The sequence below is a fragment of the Sagittula salina genome, from assembly GCF_017813235.1.
Lineage (GTDB): Bacteria > Pseudomonadota > Alphaproteobacteria > Rhodobacterales > Rhodobacteraceae > Sagittula > Sagittula salina.
Map to the genome: position 1 here is coordinate 270227 of NZ_JAGISH010000007.1, position 21775 is coordinate 292001.

The following is a 21775-nucleotide window of genomic DNA, read 5'->3' on the forward strand; positions in this document are numbered from 1 at the left end:
AATTTGCTTCGACTGGTCCGCTAGTTAAAGACACAACTAGCTAGCTTTTATGGTGGGCGCAATCAATATGGGGGTGTCCGCAAACCGTGTTGGTCCGCTATGCGGGACGAAGCGGACGTTCGAGATATCAGGTCGAATGATTGCTTATGATCCTTCGCGCAGATTTTTCCGGCATCCCGGACCCTATTCGGTTTTGCACGGACTAATTGCCTGCTCGCCGGTCCCAGCTTGAAAGAATGTTCCATCGGGTGAGAAGGTGAGGACGCTGATTACTCGGCACCCATTTGGGTTTTTTGCTGAAAGCAGAAACCCTGCATTCACAGCAGGCGGGATCGGGGACAGGTTCCCGGCGATTTCATGAGTTCCTGCACCGATCAATTCGACTTGTTCAATCAGAAAGTGACGCAACAGCAGCGCTTGCTCAACCGCATCCAAGGCACGCCCTTCATCGGCCAATCCAACGTTGCACAAATGCCGGGTGGTGCCCTCGTGAGACGTCCATTCGGTCAGCACAACATACAGCTCTGAACCCGGGCGCATCCACGCAACGTTGTCGGAATGCGTTCCCCAATCACGCGCATGGCGCTCTTCGACGCTCTTCTGTTCCAGACCCGCGCTGTCAAACGCCTCGTTCATTTCGATGGACACTCGACAGCGTTCAAGAAGGTTTTCGAAGTCGTGCAACAAGCTCTGTGCGTTGCCTGGGCTGCCCCAACAGAAAACCGCTATCAAAAACGCGGCAAAGCGCTTTGGCCCGAGAATGTCGTTGCTCATACCTTCAGTCCGAATTCTTGAAAGCAGACCTTCATCTACAAACCAGCATCGGTCAAGTTGGGCTCGAAGCAGACCTCTGCGCGACACCTCGTCTACGATGCACGGACAATCTCCGCCGGGCGCATACCCGCCAGCCGCACCTCCAGCCAGCGGATGTAGCCGCTGAGGTTCTTCGTGGCCGGTCCGCAGAAGGGCTTGATGAACCTTTTGTAGCGGGCGTGGAGCGAGTTCACGTTCTGGATGTGATAGCAGCCTGAGGCCACTCGCGTGCCGGGCTTGCTGCCCAACACGAAGTGCTCGAGACCGCCTGCTGCTGCGACGTTCTTGTAGCCATTGGCGCCGTCGGAACAGAGCACGGCATCGCTCGGAACCAGCGGCTTCATGGCGCGCTCGAGCGTCACACTCTTGCGGTTCGGCAGGCGTCGGAAGAGGCGCGCGCCGCCGCGGTCAGCGACGGTGAGTATGGGGAGCTGCCACTTCGAGAGGCCTCGCATCATCTTCAGCCCCTGCGTCGTGAAGTCCTCCCACCTGGGGCGGGGCGGCGGTGCAACCTTCTTCGGATCTGCGAAGTGCCGGACCCATTCGCGAGAACCTTTGCGCGATTCCCGCTGGAAGGTCTCATCCGCCTCCACGATCCCGGAGAAGCTCACGATTGAGCTGCTGCCGATGATGGAGAACACCAGCATCCGCCAACGCCAGACCGTGTATTTGTTGAGTCCCAACTGCCGAGCGAGCTTGCGGACCGACTGAGGTGCGGCAACGCCCAGCATATCCCGCAGCGCGACCAAGAACAGTTCCGGACGATGGAGCCGGCCGATGGCGCTGCCCGTCCTGCCCGAATAGGTCTTCTGGCAGCCAGTGCAGCGGTAGCGCTGGACCTTGGTCCGGGTGCGGCCCCACTTCTGTCGGCGCTCGTGGCCACAGTAGGGGCACTTGTGATCTTGGATTGTCCGTGCTTCGATCTCCGAGATCGCCTCGGTCTTTCGTCGGAGATCCATGATCTTCGACTGGGCATCCTCGATCTGGGCCGGGTTCAGGCGGTAGAGGGCATCGAGAAACCGGCGAAAGTCGTGGTGCAGCATGGGTATCCTCCGCGTCAAAAGCCGAGTGATATAGGCCCTTCTGCGAAATCACGAAGCGCACCAACACAGTTTGCGGACACCCCCATCAATATTCATTGGGCGGCAAAGTTTTCAAACGAGTTCAGGGGCTGACATGGTTGTCTTTAGAGAGTGGATGATATGCGCATGCGGGAAAGGTTGAAGTCTTGATGGGATCAATAAGTTTATCTTCTTCTCATGTTCGTTGTTGCCATCCGCCCCTAGATTGAAAGGGAAAGCGGCGCCTTGGTGTTTTCAGGCGGTCGCCAGGGGCTGTTCAGTTACCCAGGCGGGGCGCTGCTGCGGTTGCGCCTTCGGGTAAGGACTCATAGCCAATAGATCACGGTTGCCTCGAGGGCGATCGCTGAGAGGAGGACCTTTGGGCAGCGGTCGTATCGGGTCGCGACGCGCCGCCAGTCCTTGAGCCTATTCAGGCAGCTTTCGCCAACTGATCGGTTTCGCCTTGCTCCCATGCCTTGCAAACCGACTTAGGCAACCGGGCGCATGCGGGGCAAATGAAAAGCCAGAGCTGCGCCAGAAATGTATATCGGCAAAATCAACATCGGAAATGTCAAAGGGAGATTGATCGCAACGTAGGCGCCGAAAAAGATACCAATGGGTTGCCCGCACGCGATCAAGCATCCTGTCATAGCGCCAACGGACGGATATGCAGCCGCAATCCACAGAAAATCCCTGATCCAACTCCTACCCATCCTCGGGAATGCAAATGCTGCCCAAACGCTCGCGGCGAGGCCAGCGAGTCCTGCCATCTGCCAAGGGCTCATTGGTCCGTCACCCGGGTTGACGTTTGCTTCGTAGATGAATGCGGAACCTCCGGCGCAGAGCGCTGCGGACGCAATGCTGATCCAAATTTTCACCGAGATAATTCCTCCTTGGTTCCGAGCATCAAAAGGGGGAGCTTTTCACATGAACATCAAAGAAAGGAGAGGAATTCAGAACCCCGGAAAGACTGTGTTGAGCAAACGTAACACACCATGCCGCGCCCGGAACGCTGAAATTCGTGCATCGTACAGAATGCGTTAACCTGCGCTGACACCGGCCGTGGGCGCCGTTTCCATGAATGTCCGGATCGGGTCGGCGCTGCCGCCGACCCATGTTGTCAGATATCAACGCCCTCCGAGATTGCCAGCGCATCTTCCAGGTCGACACCAAGGTATCGAACGGTACTGTCCATCTTCGTGTGACCGAGAAGCAGCTGCACTGCCCGCAGGTTTCCTGTCTTTCGGTAGATCTGCGCCACCTTGGTCCGCCGCATCGAGTGCGTGCCGTATGAAGATGGTTCCAGCCCGATGGACGAAACCCAATCTCTGACCAGCCTGGCGTACTGCCGCGTCGAGATGTGGAGGCGTTCATGGAAACGCCCCGGCCAGAGATACTCGGAACCGATCATCAAGGGTTCGGCCATCCACCGAGCCAGTGATCTGCGCGTACCCTCGGTGATCTCGAACCGGACGGGTCGACCCGTCTTGCTCTGAATGATCGAGGCGCGTTCCTTGACCTGGTTCGCCGCGAAGACATCCGGGACCCGCAGCTTGACCAGGTCGCAGCCCCTCAGCTTGCTATCGATGGCCAAGTTGAACAGCGCAAGATCCCGGTGTCGTTCCGCCAGTTCGAGCCGGACCCGGATGGCCCAGACATGTTTCGGCAACAGTGGCCGTTTCTGACCGACGATGCGCCCCTTGTTCCAGGCAGAGCGGCATGCGCGGATGGCGGGTAGGTTTGCAGTAGGCATGGCGGTTCCTCCAATCCGCCGCACCCAGCCACATCACCAACGTCCTGCTGGCGGTCAAGTATACCACAGCCATGCTGCGTCCGGGTCTCGATGGCGGCTTCGGGGCGGCGGACGCGGCCCCATACAGGAAGCGAAGGCCCAGAAGGCGCAGGTAGTTTCGGTTCGCCTAGGAGTGCCGCCACCAGCATGACCGTCCATTTCGGCCCAGACCGGCCATTCGCGGGAACCGGCTTTGCTGCGTTGCAGCTTCTCCAAACCTGCCGCTGGTGACGGTTCAGAAATGTGAGCGTTCAAGGCTCCACATACTGAACGAGTCGACTCTGGGCTTCCTGGATTGACATTTGCCCACGCGCGCGGTTTGCGAACTGCGTCACGAGCTGAACATTCCCATCGTAGTAGCCGAGGGAGTTGTCGATCCGGTCGAGTGACATTCGATCATCTTGGATGCCTCCCTCCGCGGCCGAGCGCGTTTCGAAAGGCTGGCCGGTCAAGGCGCAGCGACTATTCTGCTTATTCAGAAGCTGGCTCGTCAAAAGACAAAGCTCCGAGTAGTTCCCAGAGCCTACGTATTCCTTGCCGACCTTCACGGTCATCTTGCCGACGCCATTCACACGTTGGATCGCGTTCGAGACTGCCCGACGTATCTCCGCCTCGAGTGGCGGCTCTGGCATCACGGATCGTGCGTAGTGATATTCCGTTGGAATAGGCTCCAGCGGTCCGAGCACTGCCTCATAGGCATCGAACCAAATACACCGGTTCTGCTCCCGGGGGACTTCTGAGATCTGGATCTCACTGAGCTTGCTTCGGCGTGCCTCGAAGGCGTCCTCACTGGGCTGACCGGTGGCTGCGTTCACCACCAGCATAGTGAGATCAGGGAAACCCAAAGGAGAAATTGCAAAGCCGTAGACGTCATCCAGCCATCTGCCGTTCTGCCTATTCCCATAGCCCCGAAGGCTGATCGCGTCGGTGTAAGTCACACGGCACCTGCTGATCGCACATCTCGCCAAGATATAGAGATCCTCCAACACCCGTGCGGCGAGAGCGTCGGTCTTCTTGATGCTGTATTCCGGATAGACCTCCGGAATCTGGTCAGAAATCATCGCCAGAAGATCTGCGCGCGGTATTGGGTTTTGAACGTCCATACTTCAGCGCTCCGATGCTCCTCCGGGCGATCCTATCAAGAGGAGGTAGCGGCGCAACATCACCGGCGTCTACTCTGGTCGCCGCCGGAGCGGAATCCTGGGTTGCTCAGCCCACTTTTGCGATCAGTACGTCTCCGGCCCTGAGCTGCCTTTGACGAGCGTGCGGTTTGCTACGGCGCGGCTTCCCTGAACCAGCCCTTCGAGGCATCGCGCAGCATTTTGGAGAGGCCGAGGTCGGCAGTGCGCAAACGCTGACTTACCGGATTGGTGACTTAGGACACGGATCACAGGGTGAATGTGCGACGACCACGGGGTTGCGGGCGCGGTCGCGAAAGACTTCGCAGCGGATGGCATAGACCGGGTCGAGCATGTCGCCGTTTAGGACCGCCTCGGGATTGTCCGCGGCTTTGAGCATGCCGTGCTCGATCAGCACCAAGTGGTCGGCGAAGCGCCCGGCCAGAGTCAGGTCGTGCAGCGCGGCTATGACGAGGATGTCGGTTGAAAGCGCCTTCAGACGGGACAGGACTTCGAGTTGGTGGTGCAGGTCCAGCGCGCTGGTGGGTTCGTCGAGGATCATCAGGCGCGGGTCGCGCAGCAGTCGTTGCGCCAAAAGGACGCGCTGTTGCTGGCCCCCCGACAAGCGGTCCATACGGGCTTCGGCCAGGTGCGTGAGGTCGAGCAAGGATAGGACGCGCCCGACCTCGGCGCGGTCATGGGCGGTGATCCGCCAGCCCAGCCGCTCGCGCCGCCCCAGGAGGACGCATTCGGCGACGGACATGGCGGCGGAAACGGCGAAGTCCTGCGGCAGGTAGGCGATGCGCGTCGGGTCGGGCCAGGTGCAGTCGAGCGTCTTGCGCCCTGCGTGCGGGATGATCCCGGCCAGCGCCTTCAGCAGGGTCGATTTGCCCGCGCCGTTGGGGCCGATCACGCCGACGAGGCCGGTGGACGGCAAGGACAAGGAAGGAATGTCCAGCAGGCGAAGCCGACCGGCATTCACGGTGAACTCGCTCAAGAGAAGACTCATGTCCGTCCTTTCATCAGGATGACTCCCAGCAGCATCGGGATGCCCGCCAGCGCGGTGATGATGCCCACTGGGATGACCGCGCCGGGCGAGATCAGCTTGCCCGTGACCGAGGCCGCGACCAGCACCACCGCCCCCATGATCCCCGCCATGGGCAGGCCAAAGCGGTGATCCTCGCCCACCAGCGCGCGGGCGACATGGGGCGCGATCAGCCCTACGAAACCGATGGTGCCGGTGAAACTGACGGCCCCGGCGGTCAGCAGCGCCACCAGCACCAGCACGCGCCGCCGCATCGCCTCGACGTTCAGGCCGAGGCTCGCAGCATTGCCGTCGCCAAGGCGCAAGGCGGTCAGGTTCCAGACCTCGCGCAGGATCAGCGGCAGGGTCAGGACCAGCAACGCCGCCAGCACTTGGACCGAGGTCCACGTGGCCTTCAGCAGGCTGCCGAACAGCCAGAAGACGATCTGTTGCAGCACCTCCGGCGCGGCCATGAATTGCAACAAAGATTGCAGCGACTGGAACAGAAACAGCACGGCGATGCCCGCCAGCACCAGCATCTCGTGCGAGGCACCGCGGTAATGCGCCACGAGATAGACCAGCGCCGCGGCGGTCAGGGTGGACAGGAAGGCGGCCAGCGGCACGCCGATCCAGAGCGCCACCGGCAGCGCCGTGCCGAACAGGATCACCAGCGCCGCACCGAAACCTGCGGCGGCGGAAAACCCCAGCGTGAAGGGGCTGGCCAGCGGGTTGTTCAGGATCGTCTGCATCATCAACCCGCAGACCCCGAGCGCGAAACCGACCAGCGCCGCCATCAGCGTCTGCGGCATCCTCAGGTACCACAGGATCGTGGCAAGGCGGCGGTCCGCGCCGGAGGGCCCCTCGCGCAGCCCGTCCACCACCTGTGACAGCGGCAGCCCGGCGGGGCCGGTCACGAGGTCCGCCACCATCAACGCGGCCAGCAGGAGGAGGGCGGCACAGACCGCCCCCATCCGCGTCAGGTCGGCCCGGTCGAGCCCGGGCACCTGATCCACCGCGAGGGTCATTCGACCTGCATCACGAAAGTGCCTTCGGGCGTGATTGGCAGCCAATCGGTGTAGAACTGCGCCAGCTCGGCCTGCGGGTCCACATCGGCAAAGGCCGTCGGGTGCAGTGCCTTGCCGAGGAAGCGGAAGTAGGCGAAATCCGACAGGGTGCGCGAGCCGCCGTGGTAGATGCCATAGACCTTGCCCTGCGCCACCGCCGGCAGGTCGGCCCACCCGGTTCGGCCCATGTAGGCGTGCATCCTCTCATTGGCGAGCTTCGGTTCCGCGCCGAACCCCAGTGGCACCGAGGCCGGGCGGTTCAGCCATTCCGAGCCTGCCAGCAGGATTACGTCGGGCGCCTCCGCCAGCACGTATTCTGGCGAGAGCGGCCCCCAGTTCTCGATCTGGCCATTGGCGATGTTGCGCCCCTTCAGCCGGTCGATGACGCCGCCCCACATGCCGCCCGCGTAGGAATTGCCGACCTCGTCGGGGCCCTTCTGGGCGAGTTCGACATAGACCTTCGGCTCCTCGGTCGAGTCGGCCACACGGGCCGCTGTGTCCTTGGTCATGGTCTGGTAGAGCGTCGCCAGCGCCTCGGCGCGATCTTCGGTGCCCATGGCCTGCCCCAGCGCGCGGGTCGAGGCGAGGTGCGCCTCCAGCGTCTGGGCGTTGTAGTCGAGCACCAGCACCGGCACGCCCGCCGTGTCGAACTGCTGCGCGGATTCCCCCAAGGCGTCGTATTGCCAGCCGGCAAGGATCACGAGATCCGGATCGGTGGCCAGCGCCGCCTCGATGGAAAACGTGCTGCTTTCGGTGTCGCCCACGTCGGGCAGATCGGCCAGTTGCGGGAACTTCTGCGTGTAGGCTTCCCACTGCTTGGGCCGCCACTCGGCCCAGGGACCGCTCGACAGGCCGACGATCTTGTCGACCGCGCCGTCACCGGCCACGGCGAGGAAATCCTCGTAGTAGAAGCCCAGCATCACACGTTGGGCAGGCGCATCAAGCGTGACGGTGCGGCCCTTCAGGTCGGTGAGGGTGATCTCGGCCCAAGCGGCGGAGGTCAGGACAATCAGGCTGCAGCTCAGGGCAGCAAGGGTCAGGGTCTTCATGGTCTCTCCTCTGGTCATGAATGAAGGGGGCGACGCAGGGGCGCGTCGCCGGTCAGGTGTTTCAGCCCGGTCTCGTCCAGGACGCGGACACGGGTCGGCAGCGACAGCGCGATCACGCCCTGCCGCTCCAGCGCCCGCATCTGGCGAGACACCGTCTCCAGCGTCAGGCCGGTCATCTGGCCGAGCTCTGCGCGACCGACGGGAAGGTACATCTCCTCCGGTCGCCCCTGCCGGGCGTGGAACCATGCCAGCATCGAGGCAACCCGTTCCATCGCGGTCTTGCGACCCAGCAGGGTCTGCCAGCAGTGCGCCTCGGCCAACTGGTCCTGAAGCAGGCCCAGCAGGTTCACGCGCAGGCGCGGGATGGCCCCCGCCAGTCGGTCGAACCCGATCCGGTCACAGGTCAGCAGGCGCGACTGGTCGATGGCCGTCAGCGTGCCGCCACTACGGCGCGGACTAAGCGGCGAGAGCGTCTCGCCCGCAAAGGTCAGGGCAAACAGCTGCGCGCCGCCCTGCGGCCCGGGCACGTCCTCGCGCAGGGTGCCCTCCAGCAGCAGGGCAACGAAAGGGGCGTCCGAGGGGTCGCGTGGCACGGCATCGCCGTCGCCATAGATGTCTTCGAGGAAGGTCGCTTCCACGCGCCGCATATCGGCGGAGGTCAGGCCGCGGAACAGTGCAGGGCGGGACGGACATGCAAGGGGACAGGGCGAAAGCCCGGCCCGGATATGGGTCATCGCGTTCATGGTGAACGGTCCTTGTCTGGGAATTGGACAAGGGGCGCATCGGCCCCGGCGGATCAGGCCGGAAACGGAGGCGCGCGGGCGCGATGATGGTTCGGATTGGCTTGCGCCGTGGCGCGCTGGTCAAAGGCCAGCGGCGGCGCGGTGGGCCAGGGCGGCAGGCGGATCAGCGCGCCGAAGCGCGGCGGCATGTCGGTGCCCGCGACGCTGACCTGGATGCACTGCGGCGGGTCGTGGTCCTGGCGGTCATCGACCGGGACCACCTCGCCCGCCTCGGTCAGCCAGACTTCCTGCGGGCCGTCGGGCGTGCAGAGCACGAGACGCATCCCCCCCGGGCCTGACGCGCGCATGAAACCACTCGGGACGGTGGCCGTCCCGAGCAGCGCCACAAGAAGCAGCGCGCGTGATATCAGGCCCACGAGGGTCACGTCAGTGGCCCGAATGGTCCATCGTAGAACGGTCCAACGACCCGTGATCCATGGTCGAGTGATCGGCACCCGCCGCCGGGTCGACCATGAACTCGACCGCGACTTCTCCCGCGTTGCGGAAGATCAGCGTCGCGGAGATCATGTCACCTTCCTGCGCCGCGCCGGTCAGCCCCATGAACATCAGGTGCATCCCGTTCGGTTCGAGGTTCACCGTGTCACCGGGTTCGATCACCAGTTCGGCCAGCGGGCGCATCTTGGCGATGCCATCCTCGTGGATCGTGGTGTGCAGGGTCGAGGATTGGGCGAAGGGCGTCCGTATGCCGATGAGCGCCTCGGGGGTCTCACCCTCGTTCGAGATCGTGACATAACCCGCCGCCGACTTGGCGCTGGATGCGGGCTGCGGGATCATGGGATGGATGATCTGCAGGTCGCCCGCCATCTTGTCATGGGCAAGCGCGGGGGATGCCAGCAGCATCAGGGCAAGGAGGGCGTGTTTCATCGGGGGGCCTTTCTGGACAAGTCAGGGAATGGGCCTGCGACCTGCCAGACGCAGGCATCCGGTGTCGGATACAGCCGGGCTGACGGACATGCGCCACATGCGCTGAACAGGTATCGGTGATGGCGCTGGATCGCGCTTGCGCGGGAACAGGCGGACTGAACCGGCGTACCGGTCAGACGGGGTGCTGTCAGGCGGCCGGAGGTGCCCGTGCCGGGTGCGTGGACACGCTCGTCAGCGCATGCAGGACCGCTGGCGCAGGTGTCCAGTCAGCGGGATCAAGCGCGAGTTCCGCGAGAACCGTCGCCACGGCAGGCTCGGGCAGCGCCATGGCGGCCTGCAGGCGACAGGCCACGCAGCCCTGGCCTGCCGTCTTGCCCTCAGCGTCGCCACAGATATCCGATGCATCCAGGCCAAAGGACTGAACATAGGCCGCGAGGGCCGTTTCGGACGGAGTGGCAATGCGATGCGCAAACCCGGACGTTGCCAAGGCAACGGCCAGAAGCACGACCAGCGTGCGCAGCAAGGATATCCGCTTCAGGACTCGCATCGGAGAAGCGATAGCAGGCATCGCGAAATGCGCAAGGTGCGCTCGCGTCGCATGTGGGGCCGCACGCGCCGGTGACGGCCAGCACGTCCTGGCGTTGTGGACAAGGCTTCGAGGATGCGCCTCACCTGGCGGACCCCGGTCTCTAGCGCCGCGCGACGAACCCTGCAAGACCGAGGATGACGTCCGGGACCGCGCCATTTCCCTGATAGCAGGCCGACAGTGGCGGCGGGGTAAGCCCCGCCTTCCTTGCCGCTACCACGACGGTCGCTTCGCGGATGCCATCCAGACGGGGGCCGAAAGTGCAAGTCGCTGGTGGGATTGACCGGTTGTCGACAGCCCCTCCCGGATTCGCAGGAACGGCCGGGCGAGTGCGAAAGTAGCGAATCTGTGCCGCCCCGCTCAGGTCGAAGCGAGGACGAAGAGCCAGGGGGCCGACCGCAGATGCGCAAAAACCTTAGTGAGGTGCAGGCAGAACGGGCTGGGACCGGATCTGTAGAAATGCAGCAGGTGCCCTGATGACCTGCGGGCGACGTTACTCCCCGGCCCAGAGCGGCCGTTCCCGAACTATTGCTATGCTGCGGTGCAGCCCACCGAACCCGACATTCTCTGCATACGCGCGTCTTAAAAGTCGGCGCGGGTCAACGAGTTGCCGGGTTGAGCCCGCCATTTATACGGCGATGTTGCGGTCCAACGGTATCGGCGGATAGCATCGGCATATACCCCGACTGCGGAACATCTGATGCAGGAAATCGACCCTAAGGAACTCGAGCATGCGCACAACCGTCGCCCGCATAGGTTCTACATCTCGAAGCGCTTCGGTTTCCCAGGGCGTGATACCGTCTACCGCTTCGGTTGGAAACGTTTTGAGGTGGGTCCCTTGAAAGAGCTCGTAAAGGAAGGAGACGAATACGTCCTTCATGAGACGCAGACCGGTATTCAGCAAGTAAAGGCGCGCTTCGTCGAGGACGGGCGGGGCATCACGCATCTCCACATTCAGAGATGGAGCACAAAGACCGGGAACCCGATCGGCGATCAAGTCGTGCTATATGGTGAGCAGATCGAGAGACTAATGACGTTTCTGGATAATATTCGGCGCGTCGAAATTCCTGGCCCGGATAAGTTTACCGTCGACGAAGCCGACCTGCGTCTTGTTCATATGCCAGATGATGCGGCCAGGAAGCTCCTTGAAGATCGGCCCGATATCGTGGCCGAATTTGCACGCAGCGAGATCACTACCGAAGACGTGGTAGCGCTCGCCTTCCGTCGTGAGCAGTTGAACATATTCTCTGACATGCTCGACGATGACGGCGAAATCTCCGAGAACGACTGGCAGGCGTTCTTTGAACGGAATCAGTGGATTTTCGGTTATGGACTCAGCTACATTTTCACGACCGGCCTTGACGGCCGGAGGTTGCAACAAACGATTAGGGGGTCGAGTCTCGTCACGCCCGGGAAAATCCCAGATGGTATAATGAAGACACGTGCCGCTATCAACGCGTTGTGCCTCGTCGAGATCAAGAAGAGCTCTACTGGACTTCTAAGAAAAAGCGAATACCGCCCTGGGACGTGGGCCCCCTCGGTCGAGCTTGGCGGATCAGTGGCGCAATGTCAGGAGACTCTGCGTGCCGCGAGCGAAGTTCTCGACACGCATCACCGTCTTACCGATAAGCAGGGCAACCCAACCGGCGAAGAGCTCATGTCAGTCCAGCCGAGATCGTTTCTCGTCATTGGCAGCCTAAGGCAGTTCGAAACGGAATACGGTGTGAATTCTGCTCGCTACACGGCCTTTGAGGACTTCCGCCGCAATCTTCGGCAACCAGAGATCCTCACCTTTGATGAGCTCTATGAGCGTGCTCGATTTATCGTCGATCATGCGGCATCGTCCAGCATCCAAAGTGCCGATGATGAGGACGAAATTCCGTTCTGAGTGCCTCGCCCGTGAGCCTACATTGCAAGTTTACTGAACTCGTGACGTCCGCCGGAGCGAGCCTGCGCGGCGTCGCCAGATCAGAATCGAGGAATGTCTCCACCGTAGACGAGGTAATCCCCCCCGATCTTAAGGGGATGCGGAAGTAGAATTTTCTCGGCAGGATGAACGAGGAGATTCCGATGAAGAAGACACGATTCACCGAGGCCCAGATCATGGGCGTGCTGCGGCAGATGGAGGGCGGTGTGCCTGCCGCCGAGCTGTGCCGCGAGCACGGGATGAGCAGCGCCACACTGTACAAGTGGCGGGCGAAGTATGGCGGCATGGACGCCAGCCTCATCAGCGAGATGAAGGCGATGGCCGAGGAGAACCGGCGGCTGAAGCGCATGTTTGCGGACGTCAGCATGCAGAATGATCTGCTCAAGGAGGCCCTCGGAAAAAAATGATCCGGCCAGCTCAGCGCCGAGAGTTGGCCATGAAAGCGGTGGCGATGAAAGGCGTCAGCATCGCCCTGGCGTGTCGGGCGTTCAATGTCAGCGAGACGTGCTATCGATACAGCCCCAAGCTGGACGACGAGAACGAACAGATCGCCGATCTGCTGCTGGGGCTGACGACAGCGAAGAAGACTTGGGGCTTCGGCCTGTGCTTTCTGTACCTGCGCAACGTCCAGGGGCACCTCTGGAACCACAAGCGCGTCTACCGGATCTACCGTGAGTTGGAACTGAACCTTAGGATCAAGCCACGCAAACGTTTGAAGAGGGAGAAACCCGATGAACTGGTCGTGCCAGAGGTCCCGAACGAGGTTTGGTCGATGGATTTCATGGCGGATCGGCTGGAGGATGGTCGGCAGTTCCGGCTGCTGAACGTCCTGGACGACTTCAACCGCGAGGGTCTGGGCATCGAGATCGACTTTTCGTTGCCCGCCGAGCGCGTCGTGCGGGCATTGGACCAGATCATCGAATGGCGTGGTACGCCACGAACCATTCGAGTCGATAATGGCCCGGAATACGTAAGTGGCACCCTCATGGAATGGGCCGAAAACAAGGGCATCGCCTTGGCCCACATTCAGCCGGGAAAACCACAGCAGAACGCCTACGTCGAGCGCTACAACCGGACAGTCCGGCATGAATGGCTGGACCTCCACATCTTCGAAACCATCGACGAGGTGCAGCAGATTGCCACCGGGTGGCTCTGGTCCTACAACAACGAACGCCCGAACATGGGGAACGGCGGCATGACGCCCGTCCAGAAACTGAGAATGGCCACGTAAATTCTATGTCCAAGCCCCTGCAAAAACGGGGGGATTACCACGACACGGCCCTTACCTGCCGGTCGGAACCGGCGCGACGGAGGGCAGCTGCCGGCTCTAAGTTGCTCGTCGAAGCGAACGAAGCACCAAAAGCCGATCGCAGACCTGCTCGACGGACGACGCTACTTGATCTGCTCGCCCAGAAAGGGTGACAATATAGAGACTTCATTATTGTCAAAGCTCAAGCGTTTAAGGGAGCAGTGATGTCAAAGGGTATCACCAGTGTGGAAGGCTTTGTGCGGAAGGTGTTCAAGATCGCCAAAGCTGGAGAGGAAACCCTATTCTACCGAGGGCACTCCAACCGAGACAAATACAAGCTGCAACCCGCTATCTTCAGGACTCCGGAAGAGCGTGCCGCTGAACCAATCATGTTCCGCGAGCTCTTAATAGCGAACGCTCCCGATTTTCGAGACGATGCTTCGACGTTCGAGAAGTTGGTCAGAATGCAGCACTATTCACTACCGACCAGATTACTCGACATTTCTACAAATCCGCTCGTGGCTCTGTATTTTGCCTGCAAATCCTCTCCTGACAACACAGGCGAAGTGATAAGGTTTGCAGTCAACCATGAATATATTAAATTTTTTGACAGCGACACGGCCAGCTGCATCTCAAATTTGGCTCAGCTATCTCAAAATGATAAAGTCGCGATTGACTTTACGAAAGCTGGCACTGATTTTAATAGCCAGGAGGCGATACGAAAGCTTCTTCACTTCATCAAAGAAGAAAAGCCTTACTTCACCGATACGATAATTCCAGATGATCTCAGAAGAATTATCTGCATTCGTGGAAAACTCAGCAACACCCGAATCGTTTCCCAGTCAGGTGCCTTTTTGATATTTGGACTAAATGCCGAACTTCCCGAGGAAGGTGACGACGACATCAAGATTGAGCGGCTGACAATTAGCGCGCAGGCAAAGCCAAAGATCCTTGAAGAACTCGACACGCTGGCACTAAACGAAAGCACGATTTTTCCATATATTGAGAACTCCGCTCGCTACATAGCTACGAAGTATCGACCAAAGAATAAGATGTAATATCTAAGGCCGCAAACGCATTGATATTTCGGCCCCTGGCGTCCGTCGCAACTTAGGGCTCTCTGCGGATATTCGAACTTGGCGCGGGGGACGATCGGTTTCAGCCCTTGGACAGCTGCCCTTCACTCCACTTTCAAGCAAGCAGATCCAGCCCTCGGACCGCTATGCGGAATTTTATGCCGATATCCCAAACTCAGCAAATGACTGCTCGAGAGGCGCGGGCCCCGCAAATCGATTTTACCGCAATTCCAAAGAATTTGAGTCTTGATCGATTTGCGTGATGCGCCCTCGTCCAAACGAGGAGACCTCATGCGCAAGAAGTTTCTATTGGTAGATGTCGTCTTCGATCTCGTTTAGCACCTTCAGGGTAGCACCACCTAACTCTCCACTCGCGGGGTCGTAGGTGGCCATGATCTCAAATTCCACTATCGCCTCAGTTTCGACGCTTACAACGTGGTCGTTCCAATCGCTACCCGATATCGTTTCAGAATGCTCTGAGAAATACTCCCATTTGTCCATGTATCCATCAAACAGGCATTCAGAATTACCTCGAATACGGACCATGTATTGATCTCCGATGAGGGCGTAATGCACGGCCAGGTCTTCTGGATTTCCATACATCGTAATCGTAACCTCATTACTGAATGGCAGCCCCTCCAGCCCATACATCGTCTTGTAAGGAAGCTCCTTTCCTATAACTTTTTCAGCAAAGCTTCCCATATCGAGATCGACCTTGGATTCGCTCCAAGGTTTCCACCCGTCAAGGCGAGGCAAAACATGGCTCTCAAGAAGCGATTGTCGCCCCGTGAAACCCAGTATTGATACCCCAGTAGGTAAATCCGGCAGAAGTTCACCGTGCATAACGAACGTCTCCTTGGTCTTCTCTTGGGCGAAGTCTGACGTGTTACTGGTAACAAAGATGTGCGGTCCGTCAGCTGGATTTATCGCTTCCACTATCGATTTCCATATTAGATAATCCTTATGTCCTTCGCCACTTTCCTTAAAAGGTTTGTTGTTGGAGTAGCCACCGATAACCAATTCTCTTGTCGTTGTGTTGGGATAAGGCAGGATGTCCACCCCTATATCTTCCAACAACTCTTCGAGGCGCGCATTAAAATTTTCGGTATCTTCATCAAACGAAATTTCAGAACTTTCAAGAATTACAAACCGAGCAACCTGTCGCTCTGCCTTGGTCAACGAGACCAAAGCCGTAGAAAGTCCCTGTTTGAAGTTTCCTCGAACTTCATCAAGGACGACTTCGGGCACGGCGAGATCAAAACCGGCAAATTTACATGTTCGCAGAAACGCCTGGGCACCAGCTGCCCTAAAGTATCCAGCATCTATAAAAACATTAGTATCAAGAAATATCGTGGGCACGCCTTGCTCCAGAATAAGCGATTTTATGAATCACGCACGAGGGTGGCATAACGGGGAAGAAGTCCGTCGTTGATGGCTAACCCCAGTCAAGACATTGTTTCCGATTGATACGTTCTTGGCCACTTCCTGACAACCCGCCATTGGCTCTCTGGGCAGCACCGGTCCATATGGGCTCGGAGATGGAAATCGTTGCGCTCATGCGGTAGCTTTGGAGCAATGAAGTCCACAGGGCAGAGCCCATTTTCGGCCCAAGGCCGCCTCTCATTGAGCGTCGCCTCGCTGCGGCGCAGCTTCCCCAGACCGGCCATTCGTGACACCGTGCAGCATGAACTGAAAGCCCAAGGTCAGCAGCTCGGACTTTTCTGCCTTTTTAGAGATTGGTACACTTAGAAATGGACTCTCATCCTTCCCTGAACGCGCCTCCGCTAAGAGCCGACCCGATTAACCCCGTAGAAAAGATGGGGCGCAATGAGCAGTGCTGGTGCGGGTCAGGATTGAAATACAAAAAGTGCCATTCGGACCGAGAGCGGCAGGCGCCGATCAACATATTTGAAGCAGAGCAAAAGATGATCGCTCTGCTACGGGAAGGTTATTGCTCACATCCCGATCCTGACAGTGATCCCTGCAGTCCACGGATCATTAAGGCTCATACAGTTCAGAAAAAAGGCGGACTTGCCGAGATCTCGGAAGCCGGCCACGTTCTGACTGCAAAGCCCTCGATGAAGGAGATGATGGAATCCCAGGGGAAACCCTCGCCTCGAAAAGTCGGGGTTAACAGTGCGTCAGTGTTCCCCGGCTTCTGCAATAAGCACGATACGGCGCTGTTCAAGCCGATTGAGGGGGAGACAGTGTCGCTGAACAAGGACACAGCTTTTCTCTTCAGCTACCGGGCGATCGCCTATGAGCGGTTTGCGAAGGAGGCGCAACTCAAGGGGATTTCGGTGCAGCGAGAATTGGACCGCGGGTGCTCGTTTCTCCTACAAAGAATGATCCAAACGCACCTAAAGACCTATGAGTCCGGCGTCAAGGTCGGTATGCGCGACGTGGATCGATGGAAGAAACAGTTCGACGAACGACTTCTTTCGGGCGCACGAGACGATTTTCACTTTCTTGCGGTCCGGTTCGATCGCATCCTTCCCATCGTGGCTTGCGGCGCGTTTCATCCCGAATACGACGTTCAGGGAAAACCGCTACAGCGGCTCGGCCGAAACAGCGCAGATTACGATCACATTACGGTCAATGTGACCTCGCTCAATGGCCAGACAATTTCTGTTTTCGGGTGGGTTGGCAGCGAAGTTGGAGCAGCTGGAGCGTTTGCGAGTTCGTTTGCGAGAGTTGCTGACGGAAGAAAGGCCGATGTCTTGCTCCGACTATTGTTCCTCCAGACCGACAACTTGTTCCTGCGTCCGAGTTGGTGGGAATCTTTGCAAACATCTCGCCGTGCTGCCTTCACCGAACTGATGATGAGCGGCACCCTAACCCGACGACGCTCTGCGAACGAGTTTGTAGATGACCAGGAATCGGTCACCAGCGCCACCATTGTAGGAATTGACAGCGGTTGATCAATCTGAGCTTAGAGAGTTCCTCGGAAGCTACGCATCATCTTTCCGGCTGCGCAGCACCTCGGGGAACTGCGACCGGCCCAAACCCGACCTTGGGGCTGGATGACCCCGCTGCGGCGCAGTTCCCCCGAAGCTTACGCCAAAATACGCACCGAATTTATGCACCATTCCCATTGCCGAATTTTCTTGGTTTTTCGGATGTTGCAAAACCATGACAAGTGCACCATACCGAAATCACGCTACCGAACAAAAATGCGATAAAGCTCTGCTAACGGAAGCTGCGGTATCAAACGGCTCAGACCATTCTTTGTCTAGCGCACCTCTGCGTTCGATGGAGAGATCGTATTCACGCAATCTTCCGATCAACTTTCTTCTTGTTGGGCCATTATGAACGAATGACGGTCTCGACGAAGCATTTAGAAGATCAGTACGAAACGCTTCAGATTCGGAAAACTCAGCTAGCACAGCCGCCCACATTTGATAGCATGCGCGAAAGAAATCAGATTTCTCGGGTGCGTTCCATAGATGCCCCTTAAGGTCGATATAGTTTTTCCCTTCAAAGACCAGTCTAAGATCGGTCTTTGACAGTATCTTTTGGGCCGCACGATCCCGGCTTTCTACGGGGACTTGGAAAAAAAGATATCCGAACAATTCTGTAAACAAGAACGGTGACGAGACCATCATAAGTTCAGCAAGGTATTCCGGAATCTGTGCAAGCCGAGCGTTCTGCTCATCTGTTCCTAGGTCCGAAAGCTCATGTTTCAGAATGAAGCGCCGCTTAGTTTCAGCCGCAGAAGACGCACAGTACTTGGCGCTTGTATAAACAAGAGTTGCCAGCAGCATATTCGATGCAGGCGGGATGCTGCTCTGACTATCGGGATCATCTGTTGGTCCGTCGCGCTTGTAGTCATAGTCGTAACCGTGTTTGGCTGGTATCAACTCAAAGATGCGCTCGTATCGTTTGTCATCTGAAAATAACTTGTTTTTCTCATTTCTGGCGATGTCTGAGTAACCGGAGAAGGCTAACCATGCCGCCGCCACAACCTCATTGTCCACATTGCGGCGGTTGGCTTTTGCGTTGCCTCCAAAATTTACCGCTTTCATCCCTTTCAAAGTATCCCAGCTGCCAGCCGACTCTGAAAAAGCTTCCCATGCTTTCTCCTTACGTTCATAGAACCAGCCTAATTTAGCAAACTGTTGTTCTATATGCTTTTGAGTTCCTGTGTTTGAGCGGAGATTTCGCGCTTCCATCTTATTTTGATTGTTTGTTGCAACTACCAAATCATCGGTTGAGAAAGAGTGTTTCTTCCCGGCGAAAATCCTTACTAGCAGATACAAGTTCTGCTCGAAATGACCCTTCATACTTTCGTCGAGCTCAACATAGGCTTGACTAAGTGCTCGTATCGTTTGAAGACCGTTGACAACCCCCGGCTTTCGAATCCGCAGCTTCGGATTTTGCTTTTTTTCTATCGCCTCACCAATGATTGTCACACCGTTGTTCATATAGCGGAAATTTGAAATTCCCTTTGCGGTTTTTACCGCCTCTTTAATCCTTGAATTGACGGGCGTGTCTTGAAGGTAGCATCGCACATTTGGCGCGAAGAGCCTATGCCCGAAATCTTCATACGCGCGGATCAGGTCAATTCCCCGGCAGAACACGATGTTGCAAACTCCGTCGTCGATACCACCACGATTATCAGCTTGAAGGGTGATCCATTCCTCGTTGTCGCCTGCAAGCGTCTTCCACTGTTGATTTTGTTGTTTCCAACGTTCTTCGAGAATATCATCTATAAGCTTCACATGAACGTTTACTTCGACCAAAACCGGCCCAATTTCAGTTATCCCTCTTGCGACCTCTTCAATTTCCCTAAGTTCTTCGGCGGCCTGATCACTCATTTTTCCCTTTGATATGAAATAATTAACTGTGAAGAAAAATGCCTCGTCTTCCGACTCTGCTACCGCATTGAGCCGAAGGTTAACGCTATTCTGAAACTTTCTAACCCGTCGGTTCTGGACGTTCTTTTTTTGGGAAATGGTCTCAAGATAATCTAGTATCCGACGCAGGTCGCTGAGGTCGCTTGGGGTTACTGGCCTATCAAATGACGACCGTGAGAAGTCTTGAGGTCCTTTGAACTGGTAGATAGTAGCGGATGACTTTGATACCCTGTACCAGTCTATTCCACGATCACCCTTTCCATCGCTTCTGCTTGCTCCGTCTTCATGGCCAAGACCAAAGAGGTCCATGCAAAGGTATGCTACTGCATCAAAAGCCCCTAAGTCTTCATCCTGCGAGCGTTCTTCCGCCTCATCAATGAATTCAATCAGAAGATTTTCGCGGGCCTTTGCCGGAAACGTGAATTTTGTCTTTTGGTGTCCCATGGGATGCTCGCTCACCTACTACGTTTGTTATAAAAGAACATGCGCGAACGGGTTCCTCATCGCAACTAAAGATAGCTGGGTAGCGTATAAGCCCTTGTGTGTGAAGTCGCGCTAGGTTCCAATGTCTGCTTCGACCGATGTAAGCGTGGGCGGGTGCGTCAGCAGCGAAAGCCCGGTTCCCGCCCCTTCCTGTATGTCACCCGGAGTTTCGCCGCGTGATCCTGATGGTGTGTCCGCTTCCACGTTTGGCAGGATTGAGATCGCACGTGTGTTGGATGTCACTGAGAACTGACCCAGCATTGTCACCGAGATTTGACCCGCCTTTCAGTACGTCGGTCGGTTCATGATGGGGTCAACATTGGCGTCTCCTTTCTCTTCTTTTTCGCGGTCTCCGAGCTGGCTTTGAAGCGATAGCTGTCGTTTCCGGTCTCCAGGATGTGGCAGCCGTGTTCGCGATCCAACAAGCGGAGCGCGGGCGTGTCGAACGGCTGACAAAGGTTCATCTTGAGTTTTGGGACAGCTACCATGATGAATTCACCCGGTCGGAAAAAACGACTCTTGTGGAGGCATTGATCGGCCTCGGAGAGACGGAGCGGGCCCTCGATGTCTGGACGACGATCGACCAGTCTGAAATGGATGCGCTATGGCAGGGCGACATGGATATCCTGAAGGCGCGGATCCTGTTTGCGGAGGGACCGGTTCAGGACGTCTCATCCGCACGAGAGTCTTTTCGCGATGCGATGTGCCACGCCGAGGACCTGGACAGGCCAGTGAAGCAGGACACCCTGATCGAAAAATCCGTAGGCGTCCGGCTCATGAATGAGCTCTGGCTGGGGACTGGCTGCGATGAGCTCGCTGTTTTTGCGGAGTATCTTGGCGAAAAGCTCGCCGACGAACCAATGCCCGACGGGATTGATCCCTTGAGAGTCAATACGAGCGACGTGATGGACGCTCATTCGATGCGGTGTGCCGGGTCATAATTTATCCGAGCATTCGGACAGCCGACCCGGAACGCGGTGCAAAGCGACGAACACCCGATTTCGTGCATAGCGTCGCGTCCGTCCGGGCGGACCTCATCCGCTGTGCCGGTGCGGAGATGTTGATTTTTCGGGGCCCCATGGCATGCTGAGATATCTCTTTCAGAAGGAATTGGATCATGCAGAATACCCAGAAGCCCTTACCGAAGAGCGAAACCGACCGCCCGCGGATCGTGCCCCTTGGGACGGTCGAGGCGCTGACCGGGCATGACAGCCACGGCAACATGTCGGACGGCGGCGGTACCAGCAGCAAGTACAAGGACCCAGGTCGTGGAGCGGGCGAATAGCGCCATTGCGAGCGCGCGCAGGGTCGGTCGAGTTTGGCAACGCGTGGGGCGAAATCGCATCACCGGACTCACGCACACTGGCGCGGGGCGATGATGTCCTCGAGGCTCGGACACGTCCGCGGCCGGAAATCGCGCACCTTTCCTGGTGTCTCGTGGACGGGGCGCTGATCCTTCTCGATCTCGCAGAGGGTCGATATCACGCAATGGATCCGGAGACATCCGCGCGCTTCCTCGATTTCGCCGCAGGCGACGAAAATCCCGAACTTCGACGGGAACTGGAGCGGGTGGGACTGACCCGTTCCAATCCAGAAGTTCCGATACTGCGCCGGCCGATGATTTTGCCCGGATGTCACGCAATGGCTGTCAAGACCATTCTGGCCGCGCGGCAAATGCTCTTTTTCCGGCGTTTCGGAAGTACCCTTCGCTGGGCCATGATGCACCAGCCCAGGCCTGTGTTGCGCGACGCCGATGTCCTTGGCGCCTTTTGCCGCGCTGAATCTTTTCTGCCCAGCCGGTTGGGCGATCTTGACTGTTTGCCCCGCGCATTGGCCCTGTTCGCCTTTCTTAGGCATGCCTCGCGTCGTCCAGTATTCGTGATCGGCGTGAAACGCTTCCCGTTCACGGCCCATGCTTGGGTGGAACTCGGCGGCAAGCCGGTTCTCGAAAACGAGCAGGATGAGAGCAGGATCTCGGCGTTCCGCCCGATCTTGCGCGTGGCCTGAAGG

At 58.1% G+C, this 21775-nt stretch carries 20 protein-coding genes and 2 pseudogenes; 7 read left to right on the top strand and 15 right to left on the bottom strand.

Features of this window, described 5'->3' with window-relative positions; translation table 11 throughout:
- Window positions 1–183: 183 nt before the first annotated feature.
- The 12 genes and pseudogenes from J5474_RS14210 to J5474_RS14265 form a co-directional block, all read right to left on the bottom strand.
- Window positions 184–774: a hypothetical protein gene (locus tag J5474_RS14210; RefSeq protein WP_209361561.1), complete on the bottom strand. Its 591-nt coding sequence runs from the start codon at window positions 772–774 to the stop codon at window positions 184–186.
- Window positions 775–866: 92 nt separating this feature from the next.
- Entirely contained in the window at window positions 867–1856 is a 990-nt protein-coding gene (locus J5474_RS14215) for an IS1595 family transposase (protein ID WP_209361562.1), read from the bottom strand.
- A gap of 344 nt (window positions 1857–2200) precedes the next feature.
- Window positions 2201–2338 (bottom strand): annotated as a pseudogene (locus J5474_RS14220) (IS5/IS1182 family transposase); the annotation flags it as partial.
- Window positions 2339–2994: 656 nt separating this feature from the next.
- On the bottom strand, window positions 2995–3627 hold the full coding sequence (locus J5474_RS14225; protein ID WP_209361563.1) for a tyrosine-type recombinase/integrase: 633 nt from the start codon (window positions 3625–3627) through the stop codon (window positions 2995–2997).
- 290 nt (window positions 3628–3917) lie between these two features.
- On the bottom strand, window positions 3918–4769 hold the full coding sequence (locus J5474_RS14230) for a hypothetical protein (RefSeq protein WP_209361564.1): 852 nt from the start codon (window positions 4767–4769) through the stop codon (window positions 3918–3920).
- A 256-nt stretch (window positions 4770–5025) separates the two neighbouring features.
- Window positions 5026–5793: an ABC transporter ATP-binding protein gene (locus J5474_RS14235; RefSeq protein ID WP_209361565.1), complete on the bottom strand. Its 768-nt coding sequence runs from the start codon at window positions 5791–5793 to the stop codon at window positions 5026–5028.
- A complete protein-coding gene (locus J5474_RS14240; protein ID WP_245216462.1) occupies window positions 5790–6833 on the bottom strand; it encodes a FecCD family ABC transporter permease in 1044 nt (347 codons plus the stop codon). Before J5474_RS14240 ends, J5474_RS14235 begins: the two co-directional genes overlap by 4 nt.
- A complete protein-coding gene (locus J5474_RS14245) occupies window positions 6830–7921 on the bottom strand; it encodes an ABC transporter substrate-binding protein (RefSeq protein ID WP_209361566.1) in 1092 nt (363 codons plus the stop codon). The genes J5474_RS14240 and J5474_RS14245 overlap by 4 nt, the downstream gene beginning before the upstream one ends.
- Window positions 7922–7935: 14 nt before the next feature.
- Window positions 7936–8664 carry a Crp/Fnr family transcriptional regulator gene (locus J5474_RS14250; protein ID WP_245216463.1) on the bottom strand — a complete coding sequence of 243 codons (729 nt, stop codon included), beginning with the start codon at window positions 8662–8664 and terminating at the stop codon, window positions 7936–7938.
- Window positions 8665–8717: 53 nt separating this feature from the next.
- A complete protein-coding gene (locus J5474_RS14255; RefSeq protein WP_209361567.1) occupies window positions 8718–9089 on the bottom strand; it encodes a hypothetical protein in 372 nt (123 codons plus the stop codon).
- Between the two features lies 1 nt (window position 9090).
- Window positions 9091–9588 carry a copper chaperone PCu(A)C gene (locus tag J5474_RS14260; protein WP_209361568.1) on the bottom strand — a complete coding sequence of 166 codons (498 nt, stop codon included), beginning with the start codon at window positions 9586–9588 and terminating at the stop codon, window positions 9091–9093.
- Window positions 9589–9775: 187 nt separating this feature from the next.
- Window positions 9776–10111, bottom strand: a complete 336-nt coding sequence (locus J5474_RS14265; protein ID WP_245216464.1) for a polyketide synthase — start codon at window positions 10109–10111, stop codon at window positions 9776–9778.
- A gap of 763 nt (window positions 10112–10874) precedes the next feature.
- Between J5474_RS14265 and J5474_RS14270 the strand changes: the two genes are divergently transcribed.
- From J5474_RS14270 to J5474_RS14280, 3 genes are all read left to right on the top strand, one after another.
- Window positions 10875–12062, top strand: coding sequence for a Shedu immune nuclease family protein (locus J5474_RS14270; RefSeq protein WP_209361569.1), 1188 nt, complete (start codon window positions 10875–10877; stop codon window positions 12060–12062).
- 182 nt (window positions 12063–12244) lie between these two features.
- Window positions 12245–13332 (top strand): IS3 family transposase gene (locus tag J5474_RS14275; RefSeq protein WP_209361570.1). Its coding sequence is split into 2 segments (ribosomal slippage): window positions 12245–12506 and window positions 12506–13332, totalling 1089 coding nucleotides; the frame shifts between segments, so codons are not numbered across the junction.
- Window positions 13333–13574: 242 nt separating this feature from the next.
- Window positions 13575–14408, top strand: coding sequence for an FRG domain-containing protein (locus J5474_RS14280; protein WP_209361571.1), 834 nt, complete (start codon window positions 13575–13577; stop codon window positions 14406–14408).
- Between the two features lie 324 nt (window positions 14409–14732).
- Here J5474_RS14280 and J5474_RS14285 read toward each other — a convergent pair whose 3' ends face one another.
- Window positions 14733–15785 (bottom strand): PIN domain-containing protein, encoded by a 1053-nt coding sequence (locus tag J5474_RS14285; RefSeq protein WP_209361572.1) that lies wholly within the window; start codon window positions 15783–15785, stop codon window positions 14733–14735.
- A gap of 458 nt (window positions 15786–16243) precedes the next feature.
- On the opposite strand from J5474_RS14285, the gene J5474_RS14290 reads away from it, so the two are divergent.
- A complete protein-coding gene (locus J5474_RS14290; RefSeq protein WP_209361573.1) occupies window positions 16244–17347 on the top strand; it encodes an SEC-C domain-containing protein in 1104 nt (367 codons plus the stop codon).
- A 234-nt stretch (window positions 17348–17581) separates the two neighbouring features.
- On the opposite strand, the gene J5474_RS14295 is transcribed toward J5474_RS14290, so the two are convergent.
- Window positions 17582–19726, bottom strand: coding sequence for an AIPR family protein (locus tag J5474_RS14295; RefSeq protein WP_209361574.1), 2145 nt, complete (start codon window positions 19724–19726; stop codon window positions 17582–17584).
- 341 nt (window positions 19727–20067) lie between these two features.
- Window positions 20068–20190: pseudogene (locus J5474_RS14300) on the bottom strand (ATP-binding protein); the annotation flags it as partial.
- Between J5474_RS14300 and J5474_RS14305 the strand changes: the two are divergent.
- From J5474_RS14305 to J5474_RS14315, 3 genes are all read left to right on the top strand, one after another.
- The gene (locus tag J5474_RS14305) at window positions 20173–20706 is read left to right on the top strand and encodes a hypothetical protein (protein ID WP_209361613.1); all 534 of its coding nucleotides are present in this window, start codon (window positions 20173–20175) and stop codon (window positions 20704–20706) included. The pseudogene J5474_RS14300 and the gene J5474_RS14305 overlap by 18 nt on opposite strands.
- Before the next feature lie 176 nt (window positions 20707–20882).
- The gene (locus J5474_RS14310; protein ID WP_209361575.1) at window positions 20883–21050 is read left to right on the top strand and encodes a hypothetical protein; all 168 of its coding nucleotides are present in this window, start codon (window positions 20883–20885) and stop codon (window positions 21048–21050) included.
- A 203-nt stretch (window positions 21051–21253) separates the two neighbouring features.
- Window positions 21254–21772: a lasso peptide biosynthesis B2 protein gene (locus tag J5474_RS14315; protein ID WP_209361576.1), complete on the top strand. Its 519-nt coding sequence runs from the start codon at window positions 21254–21256 to the stop codon at window positions 21770–21772.
- Window positions 21773–21775: the final 3 nt, after the last annotated feature.